The following is a 22,824-nucleotide window of genomic DNA, read 5'->3' as shown; positions in this document are numbered from 1 at the left end:
CCATGGATACCGTACTGCGCCTCTTTCTGTGGCTGGTGCTGCTGTCGCTCCTGTTCGTTCCACTGGAACGCTGGTTCGGCGCGGCGCATGCGCCGCGTTCGCGCCGCGAGCAGTTGCAGAATCTGGCGTACTACGTCATCAGCAGTCTGGTGCCCATTGTCCTGTTGAGCGCACCGGCGGCATTGCTGGCGGTCGCGGCGCGGCATGTGGTGCCGGACGCGCTAGTCCTGGCAGTGCAGTCCTTGCCGCTGGCAGTACGCCTGCTGCTGGCTTTCGTCGTCGGCGAAACCGGTTTCTACTGGGGCCATCGGCTTAGCCATGAGCTGCCGTGGTTGTGGCGCTTCCACGCGCTGCATCACAGCACGGAGCATATGCATTTTCTGGCGAATACCCGCACGCATCCGGTGGACATGGTGGTGACCCGCCTGTTTGGCCTGGTCCCGCTGTATTTGCTGGGACTGGCCAGTCCCAATGTCGCTGGCAGTGGTGCACCTGCGCTGCTGCTGGTATTGGGAACACTGTGGGGCTTCTTCATCCACGCCAATCTGCGCTGGCGTCTGGGGCCGCTGGAGTGGCTGGTCGTCACGCCGGCCTTCCACCATTGGCACCACAGCCGCAACGACCATATCAACCGCAACTACGCCTCCACCTTGCCGTTCCTGGACCGGTTGTTCGGCACGCACTATCTGCCGCGGCACTGGCCGGCCGAATATGGCACCGATACGCCACAGGCGCCGACCTTGAGCGGCCAGCTGCTTGATCCGCTGCTGCCGGCCAAGAAGACCGCCGCCAGTTAGAGCTGCTGCTCGTACACGGCGCGTATGCCCACGCGGCCTGGCGTGGTGCTGTTGCGCGTGATCGCATACACACCGTCATCGTAAGCTTGCCCCGCCAGCTGCTGCTGGTGCAGCATGTTGAGCAGCGCGAAGCGCAGCTGCCGTTTGCGGTCGATTTTCCACAACGCGTAGCTGTCCAGCGTGCGCGTGACACCGGTATAGCTGCTCAAGCGGTCGCTCACGCGCACCGTTCCGCCGGTCTGGATGCCGGCGTTCAGGCCCAGTGTCCACGCGGCGCTTTCCTGGTAGTCCATGCCAATGTTGGCGCTCAGCGGCGTTTGCGTCGCGAGGCGATTGCCCGGCCCCGGTACGGCGTCAAGCCGCGACCAGTTGCGGGCCGCGTTGGCGCGCAAGTCTATTGGCGGTGCGCCGGGCAGCAGCGTGGACATGCGCGCGTGCATATCGAATTCCACGCCCATCGTGCTGGCTTTGCCGTCGTTGGCAGGTGTCGTCACCCATGTGCCGTTTTGCTGGAATAGCCGCTGCATCGTGACGTCGCGGATGCTGCGCGCATAAGCGGAGATGCTCAGCGAGCCGTTTTGCGCGAAATAGGATTCATAGGCCGCATCCAGTCCCCACGCCAGTTCCGGCCGTAGATCAGGATTGCCTTGTACGTCCGGCGTGGCGGGGCTGTTGCCGTTGTTGACGGTGTAGCGGCGCGGCAGCAGATCGCGTGTCGGCGGCGCCTTGTAGGTGCGTGCCAGCGCCAGGCGGATCTGGTCGCGCTCCTGGTTCGGCAGCTTCCACATCATCTGGGCGACGGGGCTGAACACGCCGGCGCGGTTGCGTACTGGCGTCAGGGCTGCACCTTCGGTGCGCGTATCCAGCGTTTCCCAGCGCAGGCCAAGGTAGGCTTGCAGGCGCGGCGTAACATCCCATTCATCCTGGGCGAACAATGCCATGCGGCGCACGCGGGCCTGGTAGGCTTGCAGCAGCTCGCCAAGGAAGGCGCCATCGGCGGCGCTATCGTGCTGCTGGCGCACTTCGCCGCGGCGTGTGTCTGCCCCATCCCAGCCCAGCGCCAGGCTGTGAACCGCGCCGATGCGGCTCAGGTACTTGCCGCTGGTGGTGACGCTGTCGTCGTTGGCGCTGGAGATGACGCTGCGTGCCAGGCGCGGCGTAGCGTCGGCCGCTGCGCCTTGGAATAGATAGTCGGTGTTGCGGTGGTTGTAGTCCCATCCCAGTTTGGCGGTCAACTTGCCCGCGCTGAGATTGTGCATCCACGTCAGGCCGCTGCGCAGAAAATTGGTGCGGGATGCCGAGCGCCAGTGATTGAGGGGATAGGTTGTCGCCGGACCTGAAACGTCGGTTTCGTGTGAGTCGCCATGAGCGCGTGTACGCACCACGTCCAGCAGATTTTGCCACGCCAGCGTATCGCCGCCGTCCAGGCTCCAGTTCAGGCGCGGCGCCAGATTCAGCTTGGCTTGCCGTGAGATGTTCAGGTCGACGATGTCGCGCAGCGCGGCCGGGCCGCGCGTCTGTTCGGTGGTGCCGGAGGTGTTGCGGAAGCCGCTATCACTGATGGTGCCCGTCAGCCCGTAGGCAAGGGCGTCATCGCGGCCGGCGATTTGCAATGTCGCGGCTGGGCTGTCGATGCCTTGCAGGTTTTCGTAAGCGAGTTTGATGTCGCGCTGCGGGCGAGTACTGCGGCGCAGAATCACGTTGATGCTGCCAGCCATCGCCTGCGCACTGTATTCCGCCGACGCCGTACGCAGAATTTCGATACGCTCGATCAGTTCCGGCGCGACGCTGTCAATGCTCATGCCCTGTGGCGCCGGTTCGCCATTGATCAGCAATTGCGTGTAGCCAGCACCCAGGCCGCGCATGCGGACCTCGCTGCCGCTGACAGTGATGCCCGGCTGGCGCTTGAGCAAGGCAGTAACTGTGGAGTCGCCGTACTGTTCGATATCGGCGCGGCCGATGACGATTTTGGCGGCAGTATCATTGCGGCGCAGCGCTTGCGTGGCGGAGCCGCTGATTTCTACGCGCTGTATTTCGTCCTGCGCATGGGCGCTGGCAGCCAGAAAAAGTAGTAACAGATGTTTCATGATGGGGGGCGTGAGTTGTTCCGGCGCCGAGTATCCAGCCTTTGCACGCACCGCCGAATACCTGTGTGACGAGTGGGCCTAACGCCGTGACGAGGGCGGCGAAAGCGGTGCAGGGCGCTGCTATACTCGCCGCCATGGAACGACATCAACTCACATTGCGCGAGGTGCGCAATACGCTGCTGATTAACCTGCTGGTCTGGGGCGTAATTTGCGCCAGCGGTGCAGGAGGCGTATATAGCGATGCACTACGTGCCGGTGATGGCCGCAGTTATGACCACATCATGTCGGCATGGGTTGCAAATCATGCGCTGATTGCGCTGTTCAGCTTTGGCCTGTACCTGGCGCTGCGCCACTGGCCCGCACTGGCGGCCAGCATGCAAAACATCCTGCGCAGTTACTTGCTGGTGCTGCTGATTTTCCTGCCGCTGCAACTGCTGTACATCGCGGCGCTGGATGGCGTACGCGAAGGAGGCGGACCATTGCTGGTGGCACCGCGTGGCTTCAATGTGTTTCTGGAGCTGGCCTGGACCACGGGCACGTTCACGGCGGTGACAGCCATCTGTCTCTGGCGTCGGGGCCAGCAGCGTGAACGCGCCTGGCAGCAGGCGCAGACCGAAAATCTGCAACTGAGCCTGGCGCTGGAACAGCAGCGCATGCAGGCCCTGCGCGGACAGCTGGAACCTCACTTCATCTTCAATGCGCTGAACGCCATCAGCGCCATGGTGCGTACGGGCGATGGGCAGCTGGCGCTGGGCGGCATACATCGGCTGAGTGATTTGCTGCGTTATGCTTTGGCGGCCAGCAGTTGCGATCACGTGAGCGTGCGGGAGGAGCTGGATTTCGTACGCGATTATCTGGCCTTGCAGGGGCTGCGCTATGGGGAACGGCTGCAGGTGCGGCTGGATATCGATGATGCGGTACTGGACGCTGTCTGCCCGCCGCTGCTGCTCCAGCCATTGGTCGAAAACGCCGTACGCCATGACCTGGAGTGCCATGAGGGCGATAGCGACATCCACATCAGGCTGTGGTGTGACGATGCGCAGCTGCTGGTTTGCATCAGCAATCCGGTGACGGCCGATGCACCGCCCAATCCTGGCTTGGGCATGGGCTTGTCGAACACGCGGGCGCGCTTGCAGCTGGCCTATCGTGGCGAGGCGGCATTGCAAAGCGGTGAGCAGGATGGACGCTTTGTGCTCCAGATCCGCATGCCGCTGGAATAAGTTCAGCGCGCAGGTTCGCGCTGCGGCGCCACCAGCGGCAGTAGCATGCGGACCGCAGTGCCGGCGTTGGGAGCGGAATCGATGGTGATGCGGCCACCCAGTACGCCAGTCACGAGGTTGTAGACGATGTTCATGCCCAGGCCCGTGCCGCCCTGGCCCATTTTGGTGGTGAAGAAGGGATCGAATACCCGCTTCAGGACGTCATCCGGCATGCCGCAGCCGTCGTCGCTGAACATCAGCTCCACGATGCCGTCGTCCACCCGCTCTGCGCGGACGGTGAGGGTGCCGCCGTGGCGATGTTCAAAAGCGTGGTTCAAGGCGTTGTTAATCAGATTGTTCAGGATCTGATACAGCCCGCCCGGATAGGAGTCGAATACCAGCCCCGCTGGAATTTGCAGCACCACTTCGCATTGCAGGCGGCGCAGGCGCGGCATGTAGGTGGCGACGGTGTCCTGTACTGCGGCCAGCAGGTCAAAGGCGCGGCGCTGGTCGTTGGTCTGATCGACGGCAATCTGTTTGAACGACGATATCAGCTCGGCGGCCTTGTGCAGCGAACCGGAAATCAGTTCGCTGGCCGTGCCAACTTCCTGCAGGTGCGTATTCAGTTCGGAGCGGCGCAGCGCGCCAGAGGCAACGTGCGCCTCGAATTCGTGCACGCGGTCGCGCAGGGCGGTGGAGGCCAGCAGGCTGTTGCCGATCGGCGTATTGAGTTCGTGGGCGATGCCGGCGACCAGTGAGCCCAGCGAGGCCATCTTCTCCGATGCCAGCAGTTCGTCCTGCGTGTGCTGCAGTGTCTCCAATGCCTTGCTGAGGTCCGCGTTGGCGCGTTCCAGTGCGGCCGAGCGTTCGCGCACGCGGCTTTCCAGCGAGACGTTGAGGTCTTTCAGTTCGCGCTTGGCGTTGAGTTCTTCCGTCAGGTCCAGCAAGGCCCAGATGATGGAGGCATTGCCGTCCAGCGTCAGCGAGGAGGACCAGATGGCAACGCTGCCCACGCTGCCGTCGGGCAGCAGCACGCCCGCCACGGCGCCATCTACGGCGCCATCGTCGCGGTACATTTTCCAGATGCGTTCCCGTTCCAGCCTGCTGGCCCAGAATGGCACTTCGTCGCTGCGCTTGCCGATCAGGTTGAGGGCATTTGAGCCAAAGGTCTGTATCAGCGCGCGGTTGGCGGTGATGATGCGGCCCTCGCGATCGGATACGGTCAGCGGCAGCGGCGCCATGTCGAACAGGGTCTTGAAGCGCGCTTCCGATTCCGACAGGCGCTGCTGCGACGTCTCCAGTTCGGCGATACGCTCGCGCAGCGTCGCGCTCATGGCGTTCAGCGTGCGCGTGAACACGGCGATTTCATCATCGCCGTGCACCGGCAGCGCCTTGTTGTAATCGCCCAGCGCCATCTGCTGCGAGTCGCCGGTCAGCGCTTCCAGGCGGCGGCCGATGCCGCGCGTGAAGATGTAGAACATGAGCATACCGGCGGCAAAGCCGATCAGCGAAATCGCCACGCCTTGCATCATCACTTCATCCCGTGCCTGCTTCAGGTCTTTGGTGGTGAGGCCGAAGTTGATGCTGCCGATGCGGTTATCCTTGAGCAGCAGCGGCGAACGAGCGTGGATGGTGGCGTCGCTGATGATGGTACGCACACCTTTGAAACTGGTGCCGCCGCCGTTCCGCAGCACCTCGGGCAGCGGCATGTCACGCTTGCCCACGGCGATGATGGGATGCCCGTTTTCGTCGAGGATGGTCAGGTAGCGCAGAAAGCTGTCGTCCGGGTCGGACAGCATTTCGGTGAGGTAGCTATTCAGCTCGGGCAGGCGCCCGCGCGTGGCATAGGGGCTGAGGGAGAGATTGAGGGTGACGGCGTATTCCTGGGCGACGCGTTCGGCATTGGTATTGACCGCGTGGTTCATCAGGCGCAGGCTGTTCCAGATCAGCAGGCCAACCACCAGCGCCTGGATCACGGCGCTCAGCATCAGAAACTTCGCACGTAGCGAGAGACTCAAAACGTTCACTCCTTGTTGGGCAATGCCAGGAGCTCACGCGCCTGCCGCACGGTGAGCGCGGCAGGCTGGCAGGGCGACCTGGGATTAAGGCAGGGTCAGAATCACTTTGACGGTATCGTCAACTGCCGATTTATCAATATACCCGATTGCCTTCGGATCGGCAGCAACTGCTTTCTTCACCTCGGCGCTGTTCGGGAATTCTTTCGGCGGCGTGGCTTTACCGGTGAACACCAGTTTGGACCACAGCGCCTTTACCTGTGCGGCATCCTTCTCTGCCACCTTGTGGTAGAACTCATTGCGGATGGCCGAACCGTCAGCCTGGTCGACAGGCGTGAACAGGTTGGATTTACCCAGGAAGAACTGCGATGCCTGTTCCGAGAACATGCGCGTCGCAGGATTCTGCTTGCTGACGATGACGACGATTTCCGCCGATGCCGGCGCGGAGGCCAAGGCGGCTGCTGCAGCCAAAGAGGACAGCAGGAGGGTGCTCATTATCTTTTTCATTGTGTAGTTTCCCCGATCAGAATACGAAGTCCAGCGCGACACCAACCACGGTCAGGTCCTTGTTGTAGCCAGCGGCTGGCACGTTCTGCAGCCAGCCCGATTTGGCCTTAGGATTGACGCGGTCGATTTGTACTTTCAGTGCCAGCGATTTGGCGAAGTCCCAACGCACGCCGATCAGGTCGGAGCTTTGTTCGGACGACGACAGCAGGCCGGCAACGGCGGCGTTCAGTGGCGGCACCTTGGCCAGGCTGGCAGGTGCGGTCACGCTGGCGCCAGCGCCTTTCGACGATGCGTGCGCGTAGTAAGGCAGCACTTTGCCGATGCGGTAGCCCACCATGGCGTACCAGGCGTTGCTGTCGGCCAGGTAGACCGGGTCTTTGGCGCGGCGCTGGGCGTATTCGGCCTGGGCGACGATGTTGTTCCAGTCCATGGTGCCGCCGACCGAGGTGAAGGCGATCTTCTTGCCGCCGCTGAAGGTCAGGTCCGACGCCAGCTGGCTGAAGCCGTAGGTGTTCAGGGTGCTGGTCAGGCTGTTGATCGGCGCCAGGTCGTTGATGTTCATGTCAGCACGAGCGTGGGCAACGCGGAACAGGAACGGACCGTATTCGGCTGCCAGGCTCACGCCAGCTGCCGGTGCGCGGTAGGTCGCGGTCGAACCGGAGCCCGATGGGACGTACAGCTTGCCGCGGCTAACGCCTGCGAAAGCCTGGGCGGTGAAGTTCACATCGCCGAATGCGTGCTGGTAGTTGATGTCGGCGCCATCCGAGTTCTCGATCGGAGCCTGGCCGTACATTTCAATCGGTGGACGCATCATGGTGTTGGCGTAGCCAACGTTCTGGTAGTCCGAAATCAGGAAGGTTGGCACGACCACGCGGCCGACGCGCACCGAGACTTCATCGTTGATGCGGGCTTTCAGGAAGGCCCAGGTCAGGTCGGTGGTGAACGTCGGGCTGGTGTTCTTGCGGGTCAGTACTTGTGCGGTGCCCGACAGCCAGTCATTGATTTTGTAGGTGGCTTGCAGGCCCAGGTTGGTGTCCAGACCGATGCGGGCTTTGTTGCCGACGCCTTCGGCCTGGTTGTAACGCGCGAATTGTGCCTGGTCGGTATCGCCTTTGGCGACGCCCAGGGTGCCGAAACCACTGATGCTCAGGTTGCCGTCATCCATGGCGCCCGCTTGCGCCGGCATGGCGGCGGTGGCAGCGACGAATGCAGCGGAGACTGCAGCTACTAAAAGTTGCTTTTTCATGAGTTCTAATCCTAGGGGGTTATTGTGGTTTGACGGTTTTGCCGTCGAGTCTATCTAGTAAAAATGCGGGGATGGGGCATTGGTTGTTACCTTAGACCAATTTCCTTGGAGCATGAAATGAAATTTGAATAAATCGAACGAACGTACTAAATTTTGTATCTTTTGTGCAAAAATCGCTGCAAAAACAGTATGTTGTACGATATCTCTACAGTGATGTTTTAACAAATTTGAGGTTTTGCCATGTCTTGACTATTGGTTACAGACCGCGCACGCGGCATGTCAGGCATTACAATAGCGGCTCCCTCTTTCTACCCACGAGATCACGACTATGGCCGTCAATTCCCCTCTGCCCATTGCCTCCGAACTGAAGCCTGTCGCGGGCATTGAAATCGGCTTTGCCGAAGCCGGCATCAAGAAGCCGAACCGCAAGGACGTATTGGTCATGAAACTGGCGCCGGGCGCGACTGTCGCCGGCGTGTTCACGCTGAACCGCTTCTGCGCCGCGCCGGTGCAGATCGCCAAGGCCCACCTGGCCGCCGCCAAAACCAGCGGCAAGCCGATCACCGCGCTGCTGGTCAACACCGGCAACGCCAATGCCGGTACCGGTGAACTGGGCCTGTCGCTGGCCAATGAAACCTGCGCCGCGCTGGCCTCGCAACTGGGCTGCGAAGCGTCGCAGATCCTGCCGTTTTCGACCGGCGTGATTCTGGAGCCGCTGCCGGCCGCCAAAGTGATCGCCGGCCTGCCGCAAGCCGTGGCCGGTCTCAAAGCCGACAACTGGTTCAACGCCGCTGAAGCCATCATGACCACCGACACGCAGCCGAAAGCCGGCTCGCGCACCGTGACCATCGGCGGCCATAGCGTGACCATGACCGGTATCTCCAAAGGCGCCGGCATGATCAAGCCAAACATGGCGACCATGCTGGGCTACCTGGCGCTGGACGCCAAAGTGGCGCAGCCGGTGCTGGATGAACTGGTCAGGCATGCGGCCAACCACTCGTTCAACTGCATCACCATCGATGGCGATACCTCGACCAACGATTCCTTCATGCTGATCGCCACGGGCGCCGGCTCGCTGGAAGTGAGCTCGGTCGACCAGCCGGAATACGCCGCGCTGCGCGACGCTGTGACCGAACTGTCGCTGTTCCTGGCACAAGCCATCATCCGTGACGGCGAAGGCGCCACCAAATTCATGAGCATCGTGGTGGAAGAGGGCAGCAGCGTGGAAGAGTGCCGCAAGATCGCGTACTCGATCGGCCACTCGCCGCTGGTGAAGACTGCCTTCTTCGCCTCCGACCCTAACCTGGGCCGCATCCTGGCCGCAATCGGCTACGCCGGCGTGGACGATCTCGACGTCTCCAAACTGAACCTGTACCTGGACGACGTGTGGGTGGCCAAGAACGGCGGCCGCAATCCAGACTACAAGGAAGAAGACGGCCAGCGCGTGATGAAGCAGAGCGAAATCACGGTACGCGTCAAGCTGGCGCGCGGCGCGGCGACGGCCACGGTGTACACCTGCGACCTGTCGCACGATTACGTGTCGATCAACGCCGACTACCGTTCTTAAGATGTCGGCCGCCCTCGAACAATTCCTGGTGCGTGCGGAGGCGCTGCTGGCGCGCGTGGAGGCGATCCTGCCGCCCGCCGCGCCGCAGGTCGACTGGGAGCGTGGCTACGCTTTCCGCTGGCGCCAGCGCAGCAATGGCGCCAGCTATCTGCAGGCAGTGGCGCATGTATCGTCGATCGCGCTGGACGACCTGCAGCATGTCGGCCCGCAGAAGGAGCAGATCGAGCAGAACACGCGCCAGTTCGTGGCGGGCAAGCCGGCCAATAACGTGCTGCTGACGGGTGCGCGCGGTACCGGCAAGTCCTCGTTGATCAAGGCATGCCTGAATCAGTTCGGCAAGGATGGCCTGCGTCTGATCGAGGTGGACAAGGCCGATCTGGCCGAGCTGCCGGATATCGTCGATCTGGTGGCCGGCCGTCCCGAGCGCTTCATCATCTTCTGCGATGACCTGTCGTTTGAAGAGGGCGAGAGCGGCTACAAGGCGCTCAAGGTGGCGCTGGATGGCAGCATTTCGGCGCAGTCGGACAATGTGCTGATTTACGCGACCTCGAATCGCCGCCACCTGCTGCCGGAGCGTATGTCCGACAACATGAGCTACAAGCATGACGAGAACGGCGACCTGCATCCGGGCGAAACGGTGGAAGAGAAGATTTCGCTGTCCGAGCGTTTTGGCTTGTGGCTGACTTTTTATCCATTCAGGCAGGACGATTATCTGGCCATCGTCGCCCACTGGCTGTCGTCGCTGGGCTGCACGGAAGCGCAGATTGAAGCAGCACGCGCCGACGCGCTGCGCTGGGCATTGCAGCGCGGCTCGCGCTCGGGCCGGGTTGCGTGGCAGTTCGCTAAAGATTACGCAGGGAAGCTCGCATGACCAAGCCCGTTGATGTTGCAGTTGGTATTTTGATCAAGCCGAATGGCGATGTGTTGCTGGGCCAGCGTCCTGCCGGCAAGCCGTACGACGGGTATTGGGAATTCCCGGGCGGCAAAGTGGATCCGGGCGAGACGATCCTGGAAGCGCTGAAACGCGAGTTCGTGGAAGAACTGGGCCTGACCATTCACAGCGCGGAACAGTGGTGCGGTGTCGAGTACGTGTACCCGCACGCGCATGTGCGGCTGCATTTCTACATCAGCCGCGACTGGTCGGGCGAACCCCAGAGTCTGGAAGGGCAGGCATTTGCGTGGCAGGGCACGGTAGGTGTTGAGCCGCTGCTGCCCGCGACGATTCCATTGCTGGAGTGGCTGGACCAGATGCGCTACAGCTGAACCCCGAACCGACGCCGGGTCTGACCCCGTACGGGGTCAGACCCTTGCGGCTGGTTTGCGGGGCTGCTTATTCTTCGTCGTGCGCGTCTTTGGGCGGTGCGGCGGGGATGGCGTATTTTTCCTCGGCCCAGGCGCCAAGGTCGATCTTTTTGCAGCGTTCCGAACAGAACGGGCGGAATTTGTTTTCCGGCTTCCACTCCACTTTGGCGGAGCAGGTCGGGCATTCAACTACAGTGGTCATGAGCGTACGTTAGAAGTTACAAAGCGTGAGCTCGAATGGTACATCATCTTCCAATGGCTTGGGTTTCAGGTCGCCGCCTTGCGAGGTAAAACGCACCCACAGCATGTACTTGTTGGCAGAAATTTCCGGAATCGCGCCCTGCGATTCATCCAGCGTCAGGCGCAGCATCTGGTACACCTTCCCTTGCAACATCTGCTGATAGCTGCCGGCCACGGCAATCATCTTGACCGGGCCGCCGGAATCGCGCAGCAAACGCAGCACCAGGGCCAGCGCGTCAAACAGCGGCGCCAGCGGCGTGAACCAGTTGATGATGTCGTTGAAACGGGCTTCCGCTGGCCGCTGCTGCCAGGCGTAGTAGGACGGCAGGTCGAATTCGCAGGCGCCGCCAGGGATGATGGTGCGGCCGCGGATGCTCATGAGCCATTCATTGTCGCGCACGTTCTGGCCGGTCTTGCCCTGGGCCGCGACCAGCGCGCTGCTCACGCCATCCAGCTCGGCCAGGATGGCGTCGAGCGCTTCCGGCTGGACATTGGGATTCATGCGGTAGCTTAACAAGGTCTGGCGCTGACGCTCCAGTTCTTGCAGCAGGTCGGATTTCAGGTCGGCGCGTCCCGCCACTTCCAGCATGTCGAAGATGGTGGCCAGCGCCACATGGTGCTGCATGGGATGTTCTTGATGGACGAAGAACTTGAATTTCTCGTACAAATCCTCCAGGCGCAACAACGTGCGTATGCGCTCGTTGAAAGGATATTCGTAGACGATCAAAATAACATCCCTCTATAGATGGACCTGAATTCTCGTGATTTTGAAGCAAGCCAAGCAAAATTACAAACGTTGCGAAGGCATTATTGCCGTTCTTTGTGAAAATGCCAGATATAAATTGTGCAAACGGTCGATTTGGGGCGTCAAATCGGCAATTCCTGCATTATTGATAATCACATCGTCCGCTGCGGCCAACCTTTGCGCGCGGCTCACCTGCGTCGCCATGATGGCGCGCACCTGTGCTTCCGGCAGATTGTTACGCGCCATCACGCGGGCAATTTGCACTTCCTCGGGACAGTCTACCGCCAATAGCCGCGTTACGCGTGCACGCCACGTTCCCGATTCGATCAGCAGCGGCACGGCGTAGATCACATAGCAGCCGGTTGCGGCCGCGCCAGCCGCCAGTGCGGCGTCGCGGATGCGTGGATGGAGGATGGCTTCGAGCCGGGCCTTGGCGGCGGCGTCGCTGAACACCAGCGCACGCATGCGGGCGCGGTCCATGGCGCCGCTGGCGTCGGCAAACTCGGGGCCGAAGGCTGCGACAATGGCCGGCATGGCCGGGCCGTATGGCGCTGTCATGCTATGGGCGATGGCGTCGGTATCGACGATGGTGGCGCCGCGTTCGGCAAACAGGTCAGCCACGGTGGTCTTGCCGCAGCCGATGCCGCCAGTCAGGCCGACAGAAAAGGGCAGGGCTTCCATCAATGGCTCAAGCTCATGGTCAAGCCCAGCAGCGGGCCGCCGTACAGCATGGCGATGAGGCCGGCCGCCGCCAGATAGGGGCCGAAAGGAATCGGGTTGTTTCGGCCGCGCTTGGCAAACACGATGAGGCAGATGCCGACCACCGCGCCCACCACCGAAGACAGCAGGATAATCGCCGGCAGCATGGTCCAGCCCATCCACGCGCCCAGCGCGGCCAGCAGTTTGAAGTCGCCATAGCCCATGCCTTCCTTGCCGGTCGCCAGCTTGAACAGCCAGTAAACCGACCACAGCGCCAGATAGCCGGCCGCCGCGCCAATCACGGCGTCCTGCAATGGCACATAGGTGCCGTTGATGTTGATGAGCAGGCCAGCCCAGATCAATGGGTAGGTCAGGTCGTCCGGCAGCAGCTGGGTGTCGGCGTCGATGAACGTCATGGCGATCAGCGAATACAGGAAGAACAGCGCAGCCAGGCCGGCATAGCCGCTGCCGAAGCGCCATATCACCAGTGCGGACAGCGCACCCGTCAGCAGTTCCACCGCCGGATAGCGCGCCGAGATGGGCGCCTTGCAGTTGCTGCATTTACCGCGCAATACCAGCCAGCTGACCACGGGGATATTCTCCATGGCGGTGATCTGGTGCTGGCAATGCGGGCAGGCCGAGCGGGGCACCATGAGGTTGTAGCGTTCCGTGTGCGGATGCGGCTTGCCGCTTTCTTCCGCCACGTAGTTGTCCGATTCGCGCTGCATCATGATCGGCAACCGGTGGATCACCACGTTCAGGAAGCTGCCGAACAGCAGGCCGAACAGGCCGGCGATCAGACTGATGGCCAGGTCGCCCGCAGGGGCGAACAACAGGGTGGATTGCAGCATGGCGTCAATAGGCGTAAATAGTCACTGGCCCATATTAAAGCATTACAGCAACATCGCGCTGGCTTTTTCAGAATGCACTCCCCCGTCAGCCAGATGGGAAAAACCGGATATTGGTGGCAAGGTGTCAGCTCTGTTTTTCCGCTCCTGGAGCACTCTTTGCCGTCGTTTTCCCAGACACCGTTATTCCTGATGCTCGGGCTGCTGCTGGTCTGCCTGGCGTTTCTTGCCGCGCTGGTATTCTGCCTGCGCCGATTGCGGCGCGGCTACGAGGCGCGCCTGCGGCTGCTGGCCGAGCGCGAGCGCATCGCTACCGGGTTGCACGATACGCTGCTGCAAAGCATGCAGGGCTTGATCCTGCGCTTCCAGGGCGTCAGCGACAAGCTTGCTGCGGACAGCCCGCAGCGCGCCGCCATCGAACGCATCCTCGACCAGGCGGACGACGTGCTGGCCGAAGGCCGCCACCAGATCCTGGCGCTGCGCATGCCGGTGGTGTACGGCGATAACCTGAGCCAGGCCATGGCGGCCATGGGCAAGTCCTTGCAGGACAGCTTTGGCATACCGTTCCGCATGGTGGTCAGCGGCTGTCCGGTCACGATTGATGGCGACCGTGGCGAGGACATCTACTGCATCGTGCGCGAAGTGCTGTACAACGCCTTCCAGTACGCGCAGTCCAGCGACGTGGAGCTGGAACTGACGTATGGCCGCGAGTTCTTCATGCTGTACGTGCGCGACAACGGCAAAGGCATGGCGCAGCCGCCGTCCGGACTCAGCGCCCTGCAGCAGCGTGCCGCGCAGCTGGGCGGCAGCATCGAGGTGCTGAGTCTGCCGGACCAGGGAACCGAGGTGATCCTCAAGGTGCCGGGCGAAGTCTGCTACCAGACGCCACGCCGGCGTGGCTGGCGGCACTGGCTCAAGGCCTGGCTGGGCCGCACGGAAACGCAGGGTTAGCCGAGCACGGGCCGTGGCCGGTTACGGATGCTGATGATGCCGCGGCCCAGCGCAAGCAGCACGGCGTGGGTGCGGTCGTTGGCCTGCAGCTTGGCCATCAGGTTTTTCATGTGCACCTTGACGGTTTCTTCGGCGATGCACAGCTGCTGGCCAATCAGGCGGTTGCTCTTGCCCAGCGAGGCCAGTTCCAGTACCTGGATTTCACGCGGGGTCAATTCATCGCCGGGCGTCTGGCGTGCCACGGCCTGGATCAGCAGCGGCGGCACATGGCGCTGGCCGGAGTGAATGGCGCGCAGCGTCTCCAGCATCTCGTGGCGCGCGGCGCTTTTCAGCAGATAGCCGGCGGCGCCGGCCTTCATGGCGCGCATTACCAGCGCGTCGCCTTCGTAGGTGGTCAGCACGACGATGGCGGCGTGCGGGAATTCATGGCGGATGCTGTGGGTCGCTTCGACGCCATCAAGGTCGGGCATCTGTATGTCCATCAGCACCAGGTCCGGGCGATGGCTGCGATACAGGGCAATCGCCTCGCGGCCACCCGTGGCTTCCGCCACCAGGCGAAATCCCGGCGCGCTGGCCAGCACGCTGGCGATGCCTTGCCGGAAGACCGGATGATCGTCTGCCGTCACCACCGTAATCGGAGCCTGTTCCATCGCATCGCCATGTAGTCGGAAAAACGTAAAGTGCCACAACAGTAGCACTTTTGCCATAACCCGGTGGTGGTAGTTACACCACCGAACCCAGTTTGAAGATGGGCAGGTACATGGCCACCACCAGGCCGCCGATCAGCACGCCCAGGATGACCATGATGGCAGGCTCCATCAGGCTGGACAGCGAAGCGACGGCCTCGTCGACTTCCTCCTCGTAGAAGTCCGCCACCTTGGCCAGCATGGCGTCCAGTGAGCCGGACTCTTCACCGATGGAAACCATTTGCGTGACCATATTGGGGAAGACATCGGCGTTCTGCATGGCGACGGTGAGGCTGGTGCCGGTGCTGACTTCGGTCTGGATCTTGCGTGTCGCATCCAGGTAGACCGCGTTGCCGGCAGCGCCGCCCACCGAGTCCAGCGATTCCACCAGCGGCACGCCAGCCGCAAACATGGTCGACAGCGTGCGGGTCCAGCGCGCCACCGTGGCCTTGCGGATCACGTTACCAAAGATCGGCAGCTTGAGCAGCAGCTTGTCCATGAAGCGCTGCATCTGCAGCGAGCGCTGCCACGCACGGAAGAAGAAGTAGATGGCCGCGAACAGGCCGCCAAAGATCAGCCACCACCACTGCACAAAAAATTCCGACACGGCCATCACAAACAGCGTGGGCGCAGGCAGGTTGGCGCCAAAGCTGGTGAACACCTCCTTGAAGGCCGGCACCACCCAGATCATGATGACCGCCGTGACGATGAACGCCACGGCCAGGATGGACACCGGGTACATCAGCGCCGACTTGATCTTGGCCTTCATGGCCAGCGTCTTTTCCTTGTAGATGGCCAGCCGGGTCAGCAGGTCTTCCAGGATACCGGCCTGTTCGCCAGCGCCCACCAGGTTGCAGAACAGCGGATCGAAGTACAGCGGGAATTTGCGGAAAGCCTGGTTCAGGCTGGTGCCGGTCTCAATATCGGCGCGCAGGTCCATCACCAGCTTGGAGACGGACGGATTGGCGTGGCCCTTGCCGACGATGTCGAACGATTGCAGCAGCGGCACGCCGGCTTTCATCATGGTCGCCAGCTGGCGCGTGAATAGCGAGATATCTTTGTCGGTGACTTTCTTGCCCGAGCGGTAAGCCTTCTTCTTGACCTTGGTGACCATGATGCCCTGGCGGCGCAGGGTGACGTTGACCACCGCCTCGCCGCCGGCCCGCAGCTCACCGCGCACAGTCTTGCCGGTTTTATCCTTGCCTTCCCAGGCGAATACCGATTCCTTGACCTGATTGCCCGATGTCGCCATGATCGTCGTCCTATTCGTTGGTACAGCCTAGCACTTCTTCCAGGCTGGTCAGCCCGGCCTTGACTTTGACCAGGCCGGACTGGCGCAGCGACTTCACGCCTTCCTGCTCCGACTGGGCGGCGATGTCCATGGCGTTGCCGTGGGCGAGTATCAGCGCTTCGATCGCTGGTGTGATCGGCATGATCTGGTAGATGCCGACCCGGCCTTTGTAGCCGCCGCCGTTGCAGCGTTCACAGCCGACCGGGCCGTAGGGTTTCCAGCTGCCGTCCAGCTCTTCCGGCTTGAAGCCGGCCTTGACGAGCAGGTCGGGCGCGATCTCCACCGGCTGCTTGCAGGTGCACAAGCGGCGCGCCAGGCGCTGGGCGGTAATCAGGATCACCGACGAGGCGATGTTGAACGGCGCCACGCCCATGTTCATGAGGCGCGTCAGCGTGGACGGCGCATCGTTGGTGTGCAGCGTGGAGAACACCATGTGGCCGGTCTGCGCCGCCTTGATGGCGATGTCGGCGGTTTCCAGGTCGCGGATCTCGCCGACCATGATGATGTCCGGATCCTGGCGCAGGAAGGACTTGAGCGCGACCGGGAAGGTGAGGCCGGCCCGGTCGTTGACGTTGACCTGGTTCACGCCAGGCAGGTTGATCTCGGCCGGGTCTTCCGCCGTGGAGATATTGATGCCGGGCTTGTTCAGGATGTTGAGGCAGGTGTACAGCGATACGGTCTTGCCGGAACCGGTTGGCCCCGTCACCAGCACCATGCCATACGGGCGTTCGATGGCGTCCAGCAGCAGCGCTTTCTGGTCGGGATCGTAGCCGAGCGAATCGATGCCCATTTGCGCCTGCGTGGCATCCAGAATCCGCATCACGGTTTTTTCGCCGAACAGCGTGGGTAGCGTCGAGATGCGCAGGTCGATCGTCTTGGTGGGCGAGACGATCAGACGCATGCGGCCGTCCTGCGGTATGCGTTTTTCCGAGATGTCCAGCTTGGCCAGCACCTTGATGCGCGACACCAGCTTTTCCTTGATCGAGATAGGCGGCTGCGCGTGTTCGATCAGCACGCCATCGACGCGGAAGCGGATGCGGTAAAACTTCTCAAACGGTTCAAAGTGCAAGTCGGACGCGCCCATGTTGACCGCGTCCATCAGCATCTTGTTGAGGAAACGGACCACGGGCGCGTCTTCAACCTCGTTGGCGGCGGCTTCGGCAGCGTTGACGGCTGCGGCCGGTTCCTCTTCCTCCGCGAATTGAATATCCGCCTCTTCACCGGCCAGGTCGGCGATGCTTTGTTCGCTGCTCTTGTTGATGCGGGCCAGCAGTTGCAGCAGGGCGTCGTGCGCGACGATGACCGGCTCCACCGTGGACTCGGTCTGGAACTTGATCTGGTCCAGCGCCTGCGTGTTGGTGGGATCGGAGATGGCGACCGACATCTTGTTGCCGCGTTTGGACAAGGCTAGCACGCGCTGCGTCTGCATGAGCTTGTTGTCGATGACCTTGGGCGGCAGCGCTTCAATGCTGAGCGCGCTCACATCCATGAGCGGATAGGCAAAGGTTTCGGAACAGAAGGCGGCGAGCGCCTTGGATTCGATGGCGCCGCTGGAGAGCAGCACGTCAATAAAGGCTTGCTTCTCCGCGACCGACTTTTTTTGCAAGGTCTCCGCCTGCGTGGCGGACAGGCGTCCGGCCTGCATCAATGCCCTCGCCAACCCCGGCATCGGGGTGCCTGGCGCTGCGTTCGGAAGGACTGCTGCCATAGTAGCGTCTATCACATGGGGGAGAGCGGATCAAGGAATGATGCTCTCGGGCATCACTTTTGTAAAGCCGTTTGTCGCCATCGAGAAACGATTGTACTCCGCTCTGCCGCGTGCGCCCACGCGTTTGGCGTACCTAGCGCCTGGCCGGCTGTCGCAATTTGACGACTTTGATGGACTGACCGTGAACCTGCACCACCTCAATGATGCACTGGTCGACCTTGATGCTGATGGGCGCGTCTGGAATTTCTTGCAACAGTTCCAGCAGCATACCATTCAGGGTCTTGGGACCGTCGAGCGGAAAATTCAGGCCCAGGCGCTTGTTGACGTCGCGCAGCGGCGTGGTGCCGTCCAGCAGGCACTCGCCATTGCCGTCCCAGCCGAAGCTTTCCGCCTTGCTGGCGCTTGGCGTGGACGTGGTGAATTCACCGATCATCTCTTCGATGATGTCATCCAGCGTGACCAGGCCCTGCACCTCGCCATACTCGTCAACGATGATGCCCAGGCGTTCCTTGTTCTCCTGGAAGTACTGCAACTGCGTGAACAGGCGCGTGTCTTGCGGGATGAAATACGGCGTGGTCAGCAGTTCGCGCAAATGGTCGGTGGTGAGTTCGTCTTCCTGGTTGAGCAGGGCCACGGCCTTGCGCACATGCAGGATGCCGATGATGCGGTTGATCTCGCCTTCGTAGACGGGCAGCTTGTTGTGGTAGCAGGTGGTCAGCTCGCGCATGATTTCTTCGACCGGCATCTCCAGATCCAGCGCTTCGACTTGCGCGCGTGGCGTCATGATGTCCTCGACCGAGATGGTTTCCAGGTCGAACAGATTGAGCAAAATGCTCTTGTGCTTTTGCGGAATGAAATTGCCGCCTTCCAGCACAATGGAGCGCAGCTCTTCCGGCGACAGGCGCGGATCGTGCGCGTGCGAACCGGCCTTGATGCCGAACAGCTTCAACAGCATCGACACGAACAGATTCACAAACCAGATGATGGGTTTGGAAACCGACATCAGCGGCTTGAGCACCATGCTGGTGGGCTGGGCGATTTTTTCCGGGAAGGTGGCGCCGATCACCTTGGGCGAAATCTCCGCAAACACGATGAGCAGGAACGCCACGGCGCCGGTGGACAGCGTGATGACGTTGTCGTCGTGACCGAACGCCTGAATGGCAATCGACGTGACCAGCGCGGTAGCGGCGGCGTTGAACAGCGTATTGGCGATCAGCACCAGGGACAGCAGTTTATCGGTACGGTCGAGCAGCCACAGCGTCGTGATGGCACGCCGGCTGCCGCGTTTGGCCTCGTGGCGCAGGCGATAGCGATTTGCCGCCATCAAAGCGGTCTCGGCCATCGCGAAGAAAGCCGAACAGAGTATCAAGAGGAAGAGTGCAAGGAATTGCACCCAAAAGGGCACGGTATCCAAGGGTCACCGTAAAGAATCTTGCATGGGGATAGTAGTCGAGGCAACAGCTTTGAATTCTAAGGCAATGATGGAACGCATGCAAGTTCCTGCGGATTTAGAAAAGCTCGTCGAGTTGTTCGAAGAACTGGCGTCTGGAGGGGGAATCGGGACGGTCAAGGTTTTTCAGGAACTGGGTGGCGGCTTTGGCGGAAAGGTCTTCACGCAGGTTGCGGTGGATGAAGGCGATGTCCAGCCAGCGGTCGGCTTTGCCGCCGCGGCCCAGGTCGATGAAGTAGAGTTCGTCTTTGTCGGTGACGAAGATGTTGCTGTCGCCCAGGTCGCCATGGGAGAAGACCAGGTCTTCCTGCGGCATCGTTGCGTGCAGGCGGGCCAGCAGGTCTTGCGGGGTGTCGAGGCCGGGCCAGGCGTCGAAGTCGTAGTCTTCGTCGATCAGGCCCTGGCTGACCAGGAATGCCAGTTCACGCAGGCGTACGGCGGCGGTGGCGTCGAATGGGCAGTCGGTGATGGCGATGGATTGCATTTGCCGCAGCGCTTCTTCAAACAGCGCTACTGACAGGCGTTCCGCCAGCGGTACGCCGGGCACGGCGCGCGTAATCATGTATTCCTGCTGTTCATCCTGCGCGGTGAGGATGACTTCCGGCACCTTTACTTTGCCGGATAGCCACTGCAGCACCGCAGCTTCGCGCAGAACGCTGTAGGTGGTCGAGGCATAGACCGTCGGCGAAGTCTTCAGGAAATAAAGTTCGTTCCCGCGTTTGAAACTGTGGACCTGGCATGGTGACTCGCCGATTTCGTCGCGGTGAAGTAATGCATCTCCAATAAAGCGTTTTACGGTAGGCGTCATGTCATCAATATTTGAAAATGAGGGGCAGGTGCGGACGGAAGTCTTGCGTCAGGCCGCGCTTTTCGTTGTCAAAGCTGATTTCCAGCAGGTGCTCATTGGCTGGGATGAAGTGTAAGCCGGTGGCCAGCGCTGCTGCTGACAGTGGCGCTGTTGCCGTAAGTCTGATGCCGCTGATCTGCGTCAGTCCGTGGTGTGGTTGCAAGGGCTGGCGGCGCTCGGGCGGCCATGCTGCCGGCGCCTTGGCACTGGCGAGGAAGAACCACATCGGTTCCGACAATGGCGCGTCGGATGCGATGCCGATGCTCATGCCCGGCGGCAGATAAGCTGGCGCGTAGTCGAAGGTGGCGAATGCGGCGCGTTCTTCTGCGGCGCCCGGGCGGAAGCAGACGCCGAACGGCGATGCGGTGCTGTCGGACAGGCGTTCATGCAGCATGGTCGGGCGGGTTTGCTCGCTGCCGGCTTCCGCCGCATCGGCGATCCATAGCAATTCAATGAACGCATTGTTGAAGAAGAAGCGGCGGTTCGCTGTGCCCTGGCCTGGGTGCCGGTTGCCTGATCCTTCAATAAGGCCGAAGTCGCGCAGGGCCTGGCCTTCCGGGCCGTCGGCCTGAACGCGAATGAAGAGATGGTCTAATTCCATGGCCACGGTGCGAAGGTGTCGAGGAATGCGTGGCTGGCCCGGTTGTTCCCGCCCAAGTCGTCATGGTGTGCTTGCACGTTCACTTCCTCATGATGATGGCGTGGGCGGCGATGGGGGCGCCGTTTTCCTCGCGTGCCACCAGTGCTTGTGAGGCGAGGACGGTGAAGCCGGTGTCCGCGGCCAGGCGCTGCAGGTATTCCAGCGTGTGGGCGTAGCGGTTCGATGGTCGCAGTACATAGTCGGCGTCGTCGCCCGCTTCGACCGAGAAGCAGAAGCGGCCGCCGGGCCGCAGCGCGGCATGGACCGCGCGGAATACTGGCGCCAGATCGCCGATGTAGACGAAGACGTCGGCCGCGACGGCAAGGTCGTACGCGGCGTTGCGGTCATCGAGGTAGGCCAGCAGGTCGGCGCAGGCCAGTTCATCGTACAGCTGGCGCTCGGCTGCTTTGTCCAGCATTGGCTGCGACAGGTCGACGCCATCGAGCCGGCGCGAATAGGCGCGCAGGTAGGGGCCGCACAAGCCTGTGCCGCAGCCCAGGTCCACGGTGTTCAGCTCCGATGCCGGTGCGACGTGGCGCAGCAGGGCGTCCAGCACGGCGGGCGTTTGGTAGCCCAGCACTTCGGTCAGATGCTGGTCAAAGTGGTTGGCGTACTGGTCGAACAGCGAGCGGACATAGTCATTCGGCAGGGCCGGCGGCGTTGTGCCTTCGCCCACCGAGGCCAATGCGAAGGCGATGGTTTCGGGGTCGTCGCCATGCGCCAGTGCCGCGCGATAGGCGGCGACGGCTTCTTCACGACGGCCCAGCGAACGCAGGGCATTGCCGCGATGGTAGTGGGCCAGTGCGTAATCCGGCTGGTGTTTGAGTGCCTGGTCGTAGCTGTCGAGCGATGCCGCGAACTCGCCCAGCTTGTGCAGCGAGGCGCCTTGCGCGCTGTAGGCTTCCGCCCAGTCGGGACGCAGGTGGATGGCGCGGTCGAAGCTTTCCACCGCTTCCGGCAGGTAGCGCAGGCAGTGCAGCGCGCGGCCGCGCGCCAGCCAGGCGTCGGCATAGCGGTCCTTGATGGTGAGCGCAGCTTCGGCCGCGCCCAGGGCGTCGAGATAGCGGTTGAGGTCCTGCAGCACGATGGCGCGGTTGCAGTGGGCTTCGGCGTACTGCGGCTGAATCTCCAGTGCGCGCTGGTAGCTGAGCAGCGCTTCGTCCAGCCGTCCAAGGCGGCGCAGGGCGTTGCCGCGATTGCTCCAGGCCATGGCGTAAGCTGGATTCAGGGCCAGTGCGCGTTCGTGGCTGGCCAGGGCGTCTTCGATCCGGCCGGCGTCCAGCAGGGCCGCGCCCAGATTGCAGTGTGCATTGGCCTGCGCACTGTCGATGGCGATGGCGCGGGAAATGAGGCCGATGGCGGTGACGGCGTCGCCCTGCTGGCGGGCGATCACACCCAGCAGGTGCTGGGCATCGAATTGTTGGGGATTCAACGCCAGAACCTGCCGGTACAGCGCCTGCGCCGGTTCCAGCCGTCCCTGCTGATGCAGTTCGACGGCCTGTTGAAGTAAGGATGCGGCCAATGTGTCAGTCATAGTGCCCGCATCTTATCAGACGCTTAACTGCCCCGGTACGTGGAGTACGCCCATGGCGATACCACCAGCGGCACGTGGTAATTCTGGTCGGCGTGCGCGATGCCGAAGGCGATGGTCACTTCATCAACAAAGCGCGGTTCCGGCAGCGCGACGCCCTGCGCGGCGAAATAGTCGCCGGCGCTGAAAATCAGTTCATACTTGCCCTGTTTCAGTGCATCGCCCTCCAGCAGGGGCGTGGAGCAGCGGCCGTCGCTGTTGGTGACGTCGGTTTTCAACAGCTCCCGGCCCTGCGGCCCCACGGCGTACAAAGCCACTTTGACGCCGGCGCCCGGCTTGCCCTGCGTGATGTCGAGAACGTGCGTGCTGAGTTTGCCCATGATCGGTCCTATATTTGCTTGTAACAGGTATCTATTGTCCAAATCATATACTGCCATGGATCTGGGCATATATGATTAGCGTTATATT

General features: G+C 62.0%; 22 protein-coding genes. 6 read left to right on the top strand and 16 right to left on the bottom strand.

Annotated features, from left to right (window positions below):
• The first annotated feature begins 2 nt into the window (after window positions 1-2).
• Window positions 3-797 (top strand): sterol desaturase family protein, encoded by a 795-nt coding sequence (locus GTP58_RS20990; protein WP_161079098.1) that lies wholly within the window; start codon window positions 3-5, stop codon window positions 795-797.
• Here the strand turns inward: GTP58_RS20990 and GTP58_RS20985 are convergent.
• Entirely contained in the window at window positions 794-2,884 is a 2,091-nt protein-coding gene (locus GTP58_RS20985; RefSeq protein ID WP_202413802.1) for a TonB-dependent siderophore receptor, read from the bottom strand. The genes GTP58_RS20990 and GTP58_RS20985 overlap by 4 nt on opposite strands.
• Window positions 2,885-3,018: 134 nt before the next feature.
• Here GTP58_RS20985 and GTP58_RS20980 point away from each other — a divergent pair, with 134 nt between their 5' ends.
• The gene (locus tag GTP58_RS20980; RefSeq protein ID WP_161079097.1) at window positions 3,019-4,104 is read left to right on the top strand and encodes a sensor histidine kinase; all 1,086 of its coding nucleotides are present in this window, start codon (window positions 3,019-3,021) and stop codon (window positions 4,102-4,104) included.
• Window positions 4,105-4,106: 2 nt separating this feature from the next.
• On the opposite strand, the gene GTP58_RS20975 is transcribed toward GTP58_RS20980, so the two are convergent.
• From GTP58_RS20975 to GTP58_RS20965, 3 genes are all read right to left on the bottom strand, one after another.
• Complete coding sequence (locus tag GTP58_RS20975) at window positions 4,107-6,110, bottom strand: ATP-binding protein (RefSeq protein ID WP_373924764.1); 2,004 nt, start codon at window positions 6,108-6,110, stop codon at window positions 4,107-4,109.
• Window positions 6,111-6,185: 75 nt separating this feature from the next.
• Complete coding sequence (locus GTP58_RS20970) at window positions 6,186-6,593, bottom strand: hypothetical protein (protein WP_139260543.1); 408 nt, start codon at window positions 6,591-6,593, stop codon at window positions 6,186-6,188.
• A 28-nt stretch (window positions 6,594-6,621) separates the two neighbouring features.
• Window positions 6,622-7,851: a porin gene (locus tag GTP58_RS20965; protein ID WP_161079095.1), complete on the bottom strand. Its 1,230-nt coding sequence runs from the start codon at window positions 7,849-7,851 to the stop codon at window positions 6,622-6,624.
• 328 nt (window positions 7,852-8,179) lie between these two features.
• Between GTP58_RS20965 and argJ the strand changes: the two genes are divergently transcribed.
• Genes argJ through mutT form a run of 3 tightly spaced genes read left to right on the top strand, consistent with a single transcriptional unit; the run spans window position 8,180 to window position 10,681 of the window.
• On the top strand, window positions 8,180-9,418 hold the full coding sequence (argJ, locus tag GTP58_RS20960) for a bifunctional glutamate N-acetyltransferase/amino-acid acetyltransferase ArgJ (protein WP_161079094.1): 1,239 nt from the start codon (window positions 8,180-8,182) through the stop codon (window positions 9,416-9,418).
• Window position 9,419: 1 nt separating this feature from the next.
• A complete protein-coding gene (locus tag GTP58_RS20955; RefSeq protein ID WP_072785203.1) occupies window positions 9,420-10,289 on the top strand; it encodes an ATP-binding protein in 870 nt (289 codons plus the stop codon).
• Entirely contained in the window at window positions 10,286-10,681 is a 396-nt protein-coding gene (gene mutT / locus GTP58_RS20950) for an 8-oxo-dGTP diphosphatase MutT (protein ID WP_161079093.1), read from the top strand. The genes GTP58_RS20955 and mutT overlap by 4 nt, the downstream gene beginning before the upstream one ends.
• A 67-nt stretch (window positions 10,682-10,748) precedes the next feature.
• On the opposite strand, the gene yacG is transcribed toward mutT, so the two are convergent.
• From yacG to GTP58_RS20930, 4 genes are read right to left on the bottom strand one after another with little or no spacing between them, the layout of a single operon-like run.
• Window positions 10,749-10,922: a DNA gyrase inhibitor YacG gene (gene yacG, locus GTP58_RS20945; RefSeq protein ID WP_072785201.1), complete on the bottom strand. Its 174-nt coding sequence runs from the start codon at window positions 10,920-10,922 to the stop codon at window positions 10,749-10,751.
• Between the two features lie 9 nt (window positions 10,923-10,931).
• Window positions 10,932-11,687 (bottom strand): cell division protein ZapD, encoded by a 756-nt coding sequence (gene zapD / locus GTP58_RS20940; protein ID WP_161079092.1) that lies wholly within the window; start codon window positions 11,685-11,687, stop codon window positions 10,932-10,934.
• Between the two features lie 60 nt (window positions 11,688-11,747).
• The gene (gene coaE, locus GTP58_RS20935; RefSeq protein WP_161079091.1) at window positions 11,748-12,386 is read right to left on the bottom strand and encodes a dephospho-CoA kinase; all 639 of its coding nucleotides are present in this window, start codon (window positions 12,384-12,386) and stop codon (window positions 11,748-11,750) included.
• Entirely contained in the window at window positions 12,386-13,255 is an 870-nt protein-coding gene (locus tag GTP58_RS20930; protein WP_161079090.1) for an A24 family peptidase, read from the bottom strand. The genes coaE and GTP58_RS20930 overlap by 1 nt, the downstream gene beginning before the upstream one ends.
• Window positions 13,256-13,411: 156 nt before the next feature.
• Between GTP58_RS20930 and GTP58_RS20925 the strand changes: the two genes are divergently transcribed.
• On the top strand, window positions 13,412-14,203 hold the full coding sequence (locus GTP58_RS20925; RefSeq protein ID WP_161079089.1) for a sensor histidine kinase: 792 nt from the start codon (window positions 13,412-13,414) through the stop codon (window positions 14,201-14,203).
• Here the strand turns inward: GTP58_RS20925 and GTP58_RS20920 are convergent.
• From GTP58_RS20920 to uraH, 8 genes are all read right to left on the bottom strand, one after another.
• Window positions 14,200-14,853 carry a response regulator transcription factor gene (locus GTP58_RS20920; RefSeq protein WP_161079088.1) on the bottom strand — a complete coding sequence of 218 codons (654 nt, stop codon included), beginning with the start codon at window positions 14,851-14,853 and terminating at the stop codon, window positions 14,200-14,202. The two genes, GTP58_RS20925 and GTP58_RS20920, sit on opposite strands and share 4 nt — an antisense overlap.
• 73 nt (window positions 14,854-14,926) lie before the next feature.
• Window positions 14,927-16,141: a type II secretion system F family protein gene (locus GTP58_RS20915; RefSeq protein WP_072785195.1), complete on the bottom strand. Its 1,215-nt coding sequence runs from the start codon at window positions 16,139-16,141 to the stop codon at window positions 14,927-14,929.
• Between the two features lie 10 nt (window positions 16,142-16,151).
• A complete protein-coding gene (gene pilB / locus GTP58_RS20910) occupies window positions 16,152-17,888 on the bottom strand; it encodes a type IV-A pilus assembly ATPase PilB (protein ID WP_161079087.1) in 1,737 nt (578 codons plus the stop codon).
• A 133-nt stretch (window positions 17,889-18,021) separates the two neighbouring features.
• On the bottom strand, window positions 18,022-19,302 hold the full coding sequence (locus GTP58_RS20905) for an HlyC/CorC family transporter (protein WP_161079086.1): 1,281 nt from the start codon (window positions 19,300-19,302) through the stop codon (window positions 18,022-18,024).
• 94 nt (window positions 19,303-19,396) lie between these two features.
• On the bottom strand, window positions 19,397-20,146 hold the full coding sequence (locus GTP58_RS20900) for an APH(3') family aminoglycoside O-phosphotransferase (protein ID WP_161079085.1): 750 nt from the start codon (window positions 20,144-20,146) through the stop codon (window positions 19,397-19,399).
• A gap of 4 nt (window positions 20,147-20,150) precedes the next feature.
• Window positions 20,151-20,786 (bottom strand): VOC family protein, encoded by a 636-nt coding sequence (locus GTP58_RS20895; RefSeq protein ID WP_161079084.1) that lies wholly within the window; start codon window positions 20,784-20,786, stop codon window positions 20,151-20,153.
• Window positions 20,787-20,865: 79 nt separating this feature from the next.
• Window positions 20,866-22,359 carry a tetratricopeptide repeat protein gene (locus GTP58_RS20890; RefSeq protein ID WP_161079083.1) on the bottom strand — a complete coding sequence of 498 codons (1,494 nt, stop codon included), beginning with the start codon at window positions 22,357-22,359 and terminating at the stop codon, window positions 20,866-20,868.
• A 23-nt stretch (window positions 22,360-22,382) separates the two neighbouring features.
• Window positions 22,383-22,736: a hydroxyisourate hydrolase gene (gene uraH, locus GTP58_RS20885; RefSeq protein WP_161079082.1), complete on the bottom strand. Its 354-nt coding sequence runs from the start codon at window positions 22,734-22,736 to the stop codon at window positions 22,383-22,385.
• Between the last annotated feature and the right edge of the window lie 88 nt (window positions 22,737-22,824).

Source organism: Duganella sp. CY15W, from assembly GCF_009857555.1.
Taxonomy (GTDB): Bacteria; Pseudomonadota; Gammaproteobacteria; order Burkholderiales; family Burkholderiaceae_D; genus Rugamonas; species Rugamonas sacchari.
This window is presented reverse-complemented; position numbering and strand designations above follow the sequence as displayed.

Excerpts from the sequence above, each read along its gene's own strand:
- GTP58_RS20990 (WP_161079098.1), top strand. The coding sequence starts at position 3 with ATGGATACCGTACTGCGCCTCTTTCTGTGGCTGGTGCTGCTGTCGCTC.
- GTP58_RS20985 (WP_202413802.1), bottom strand. The coding sequence starts at position 2,884 with ATGAAACATCTGTTACTACTTTTTCTGGCTGCCAGCGCCCATGCGCAG.
- GTP58_RS20980 (WP_161079097.1), top strand. The coding sequence starts at position 3,019 with ATGGAACGACATCAACTCACATTGCGCGAGGTGCGCAATACGCTGCTG.
- GTP58_RS20970 (WP_139260543.1), bottom strand. The coding sequence starts at position 6,593 with ATGAGCACCCTCCTGCTGTCCTCTTTGGCTGCAGCAGCCGCCTTGGCC.
- GTP58_RS20965 (WP_161079095.1), bottom strand. The coding sequence starts at position 7,851 with ATGAAAAAGCAACTTTTAGTAGCTGCAGTCTCCGCTGCATTCGTCGCT.
- argJ (WP_161079094.1), top strand. The coding sequence starts at position 8,180 with ATGGCCGTCAATTCCCCTCTGCCCATTGCCTCCGAACTGAAGCCTGTC.
- GTP58_RS20955 (WP_072785203.1), top strand. The coding sequence starts at position 9,420 with ATGTCGGCCGCCCTCGAACAATTCCTGGTGCGTGCGGAGGCGCTGCTG.
- mutT (WP_161079093.1), top strand. The coding sequence starts at position 10,286 with ATGACCAAGCCCGTTGATGTTGCAGTTGGTATTTTGATCAAGCCGAAT.
- yacG (WP_072785201.1), bottom strand. The coding sequence starts at position 10,922 with ATGACCACTGTAGTTGAATGCCCGACCTGCTCCGCCAAAGTGGAGTGG.
- coaE (WP_161079091.1), bottom strand. The coding sequence starts at position 12,386 with ATGGAAGCCCTGCCCTTTTCTGTCGGCCTGACTGGCGGCATCGGCTGC.
- GTP58_RS20930 (WP_161079090.1), bottom strand. The coding sequence starts at position 13,255 with ATGCTGCAATCCACCCTGTTGTTCGCCCCTGCGGGCGACCTGGCCATC.
- GTP58_RS20920 (WP_161079088.1), bottom strand. The coding sequence starts at position 14,853 with ATGGAACAGGCTCCGATTACGGTGGTGACGGCAGACGATCATCCGGTC.
- GTP58_RS20915 (WP_072785195.1), bottom strand. The coding sequence starts at position 16,141 with ATGGCGACATCGGGCAATCAGGTCAAGGAATCGGTATTCGCCTGGGAA.
- pilB (WP_161079087.1), bottom strand. The coding sequence starts at position 17,888 with ATGGCAGCAGTCCTTCCGAACGCAGCGCCAGGCACCCCGATGCCGGGG.
- GTP58_RS20900 (WP_161079085.1), bottom strand. The coding sequence starts at position 20,146 with ATGACGCCTACCGTAAAACGCTTTATTGGAGATGCATTACTTCACCGC.
- GTP58_RS20895 (WP_161079084.1), bottom strand. The coding sequence starts at position 20,786 with ATGGAATTAGACCATCTCTTCATTCGCGTTCAGGCCGACGGCCCGGAA.
- GTP58_RS20890 (WP_161079083.1), bottom strand. The coding sequence starts at position 22,359 with ATGACTGACACATTGGCCGCATCCTTACTTCAACAGGCCGTCGAACTG.
- uraH (WP_161079082.1), bottom strand. The coding sequence starts at position 22,736 with ATGGGCAAACTCAGCACGCACGTTCTCGACATCACGCAGGGCAAGCCG.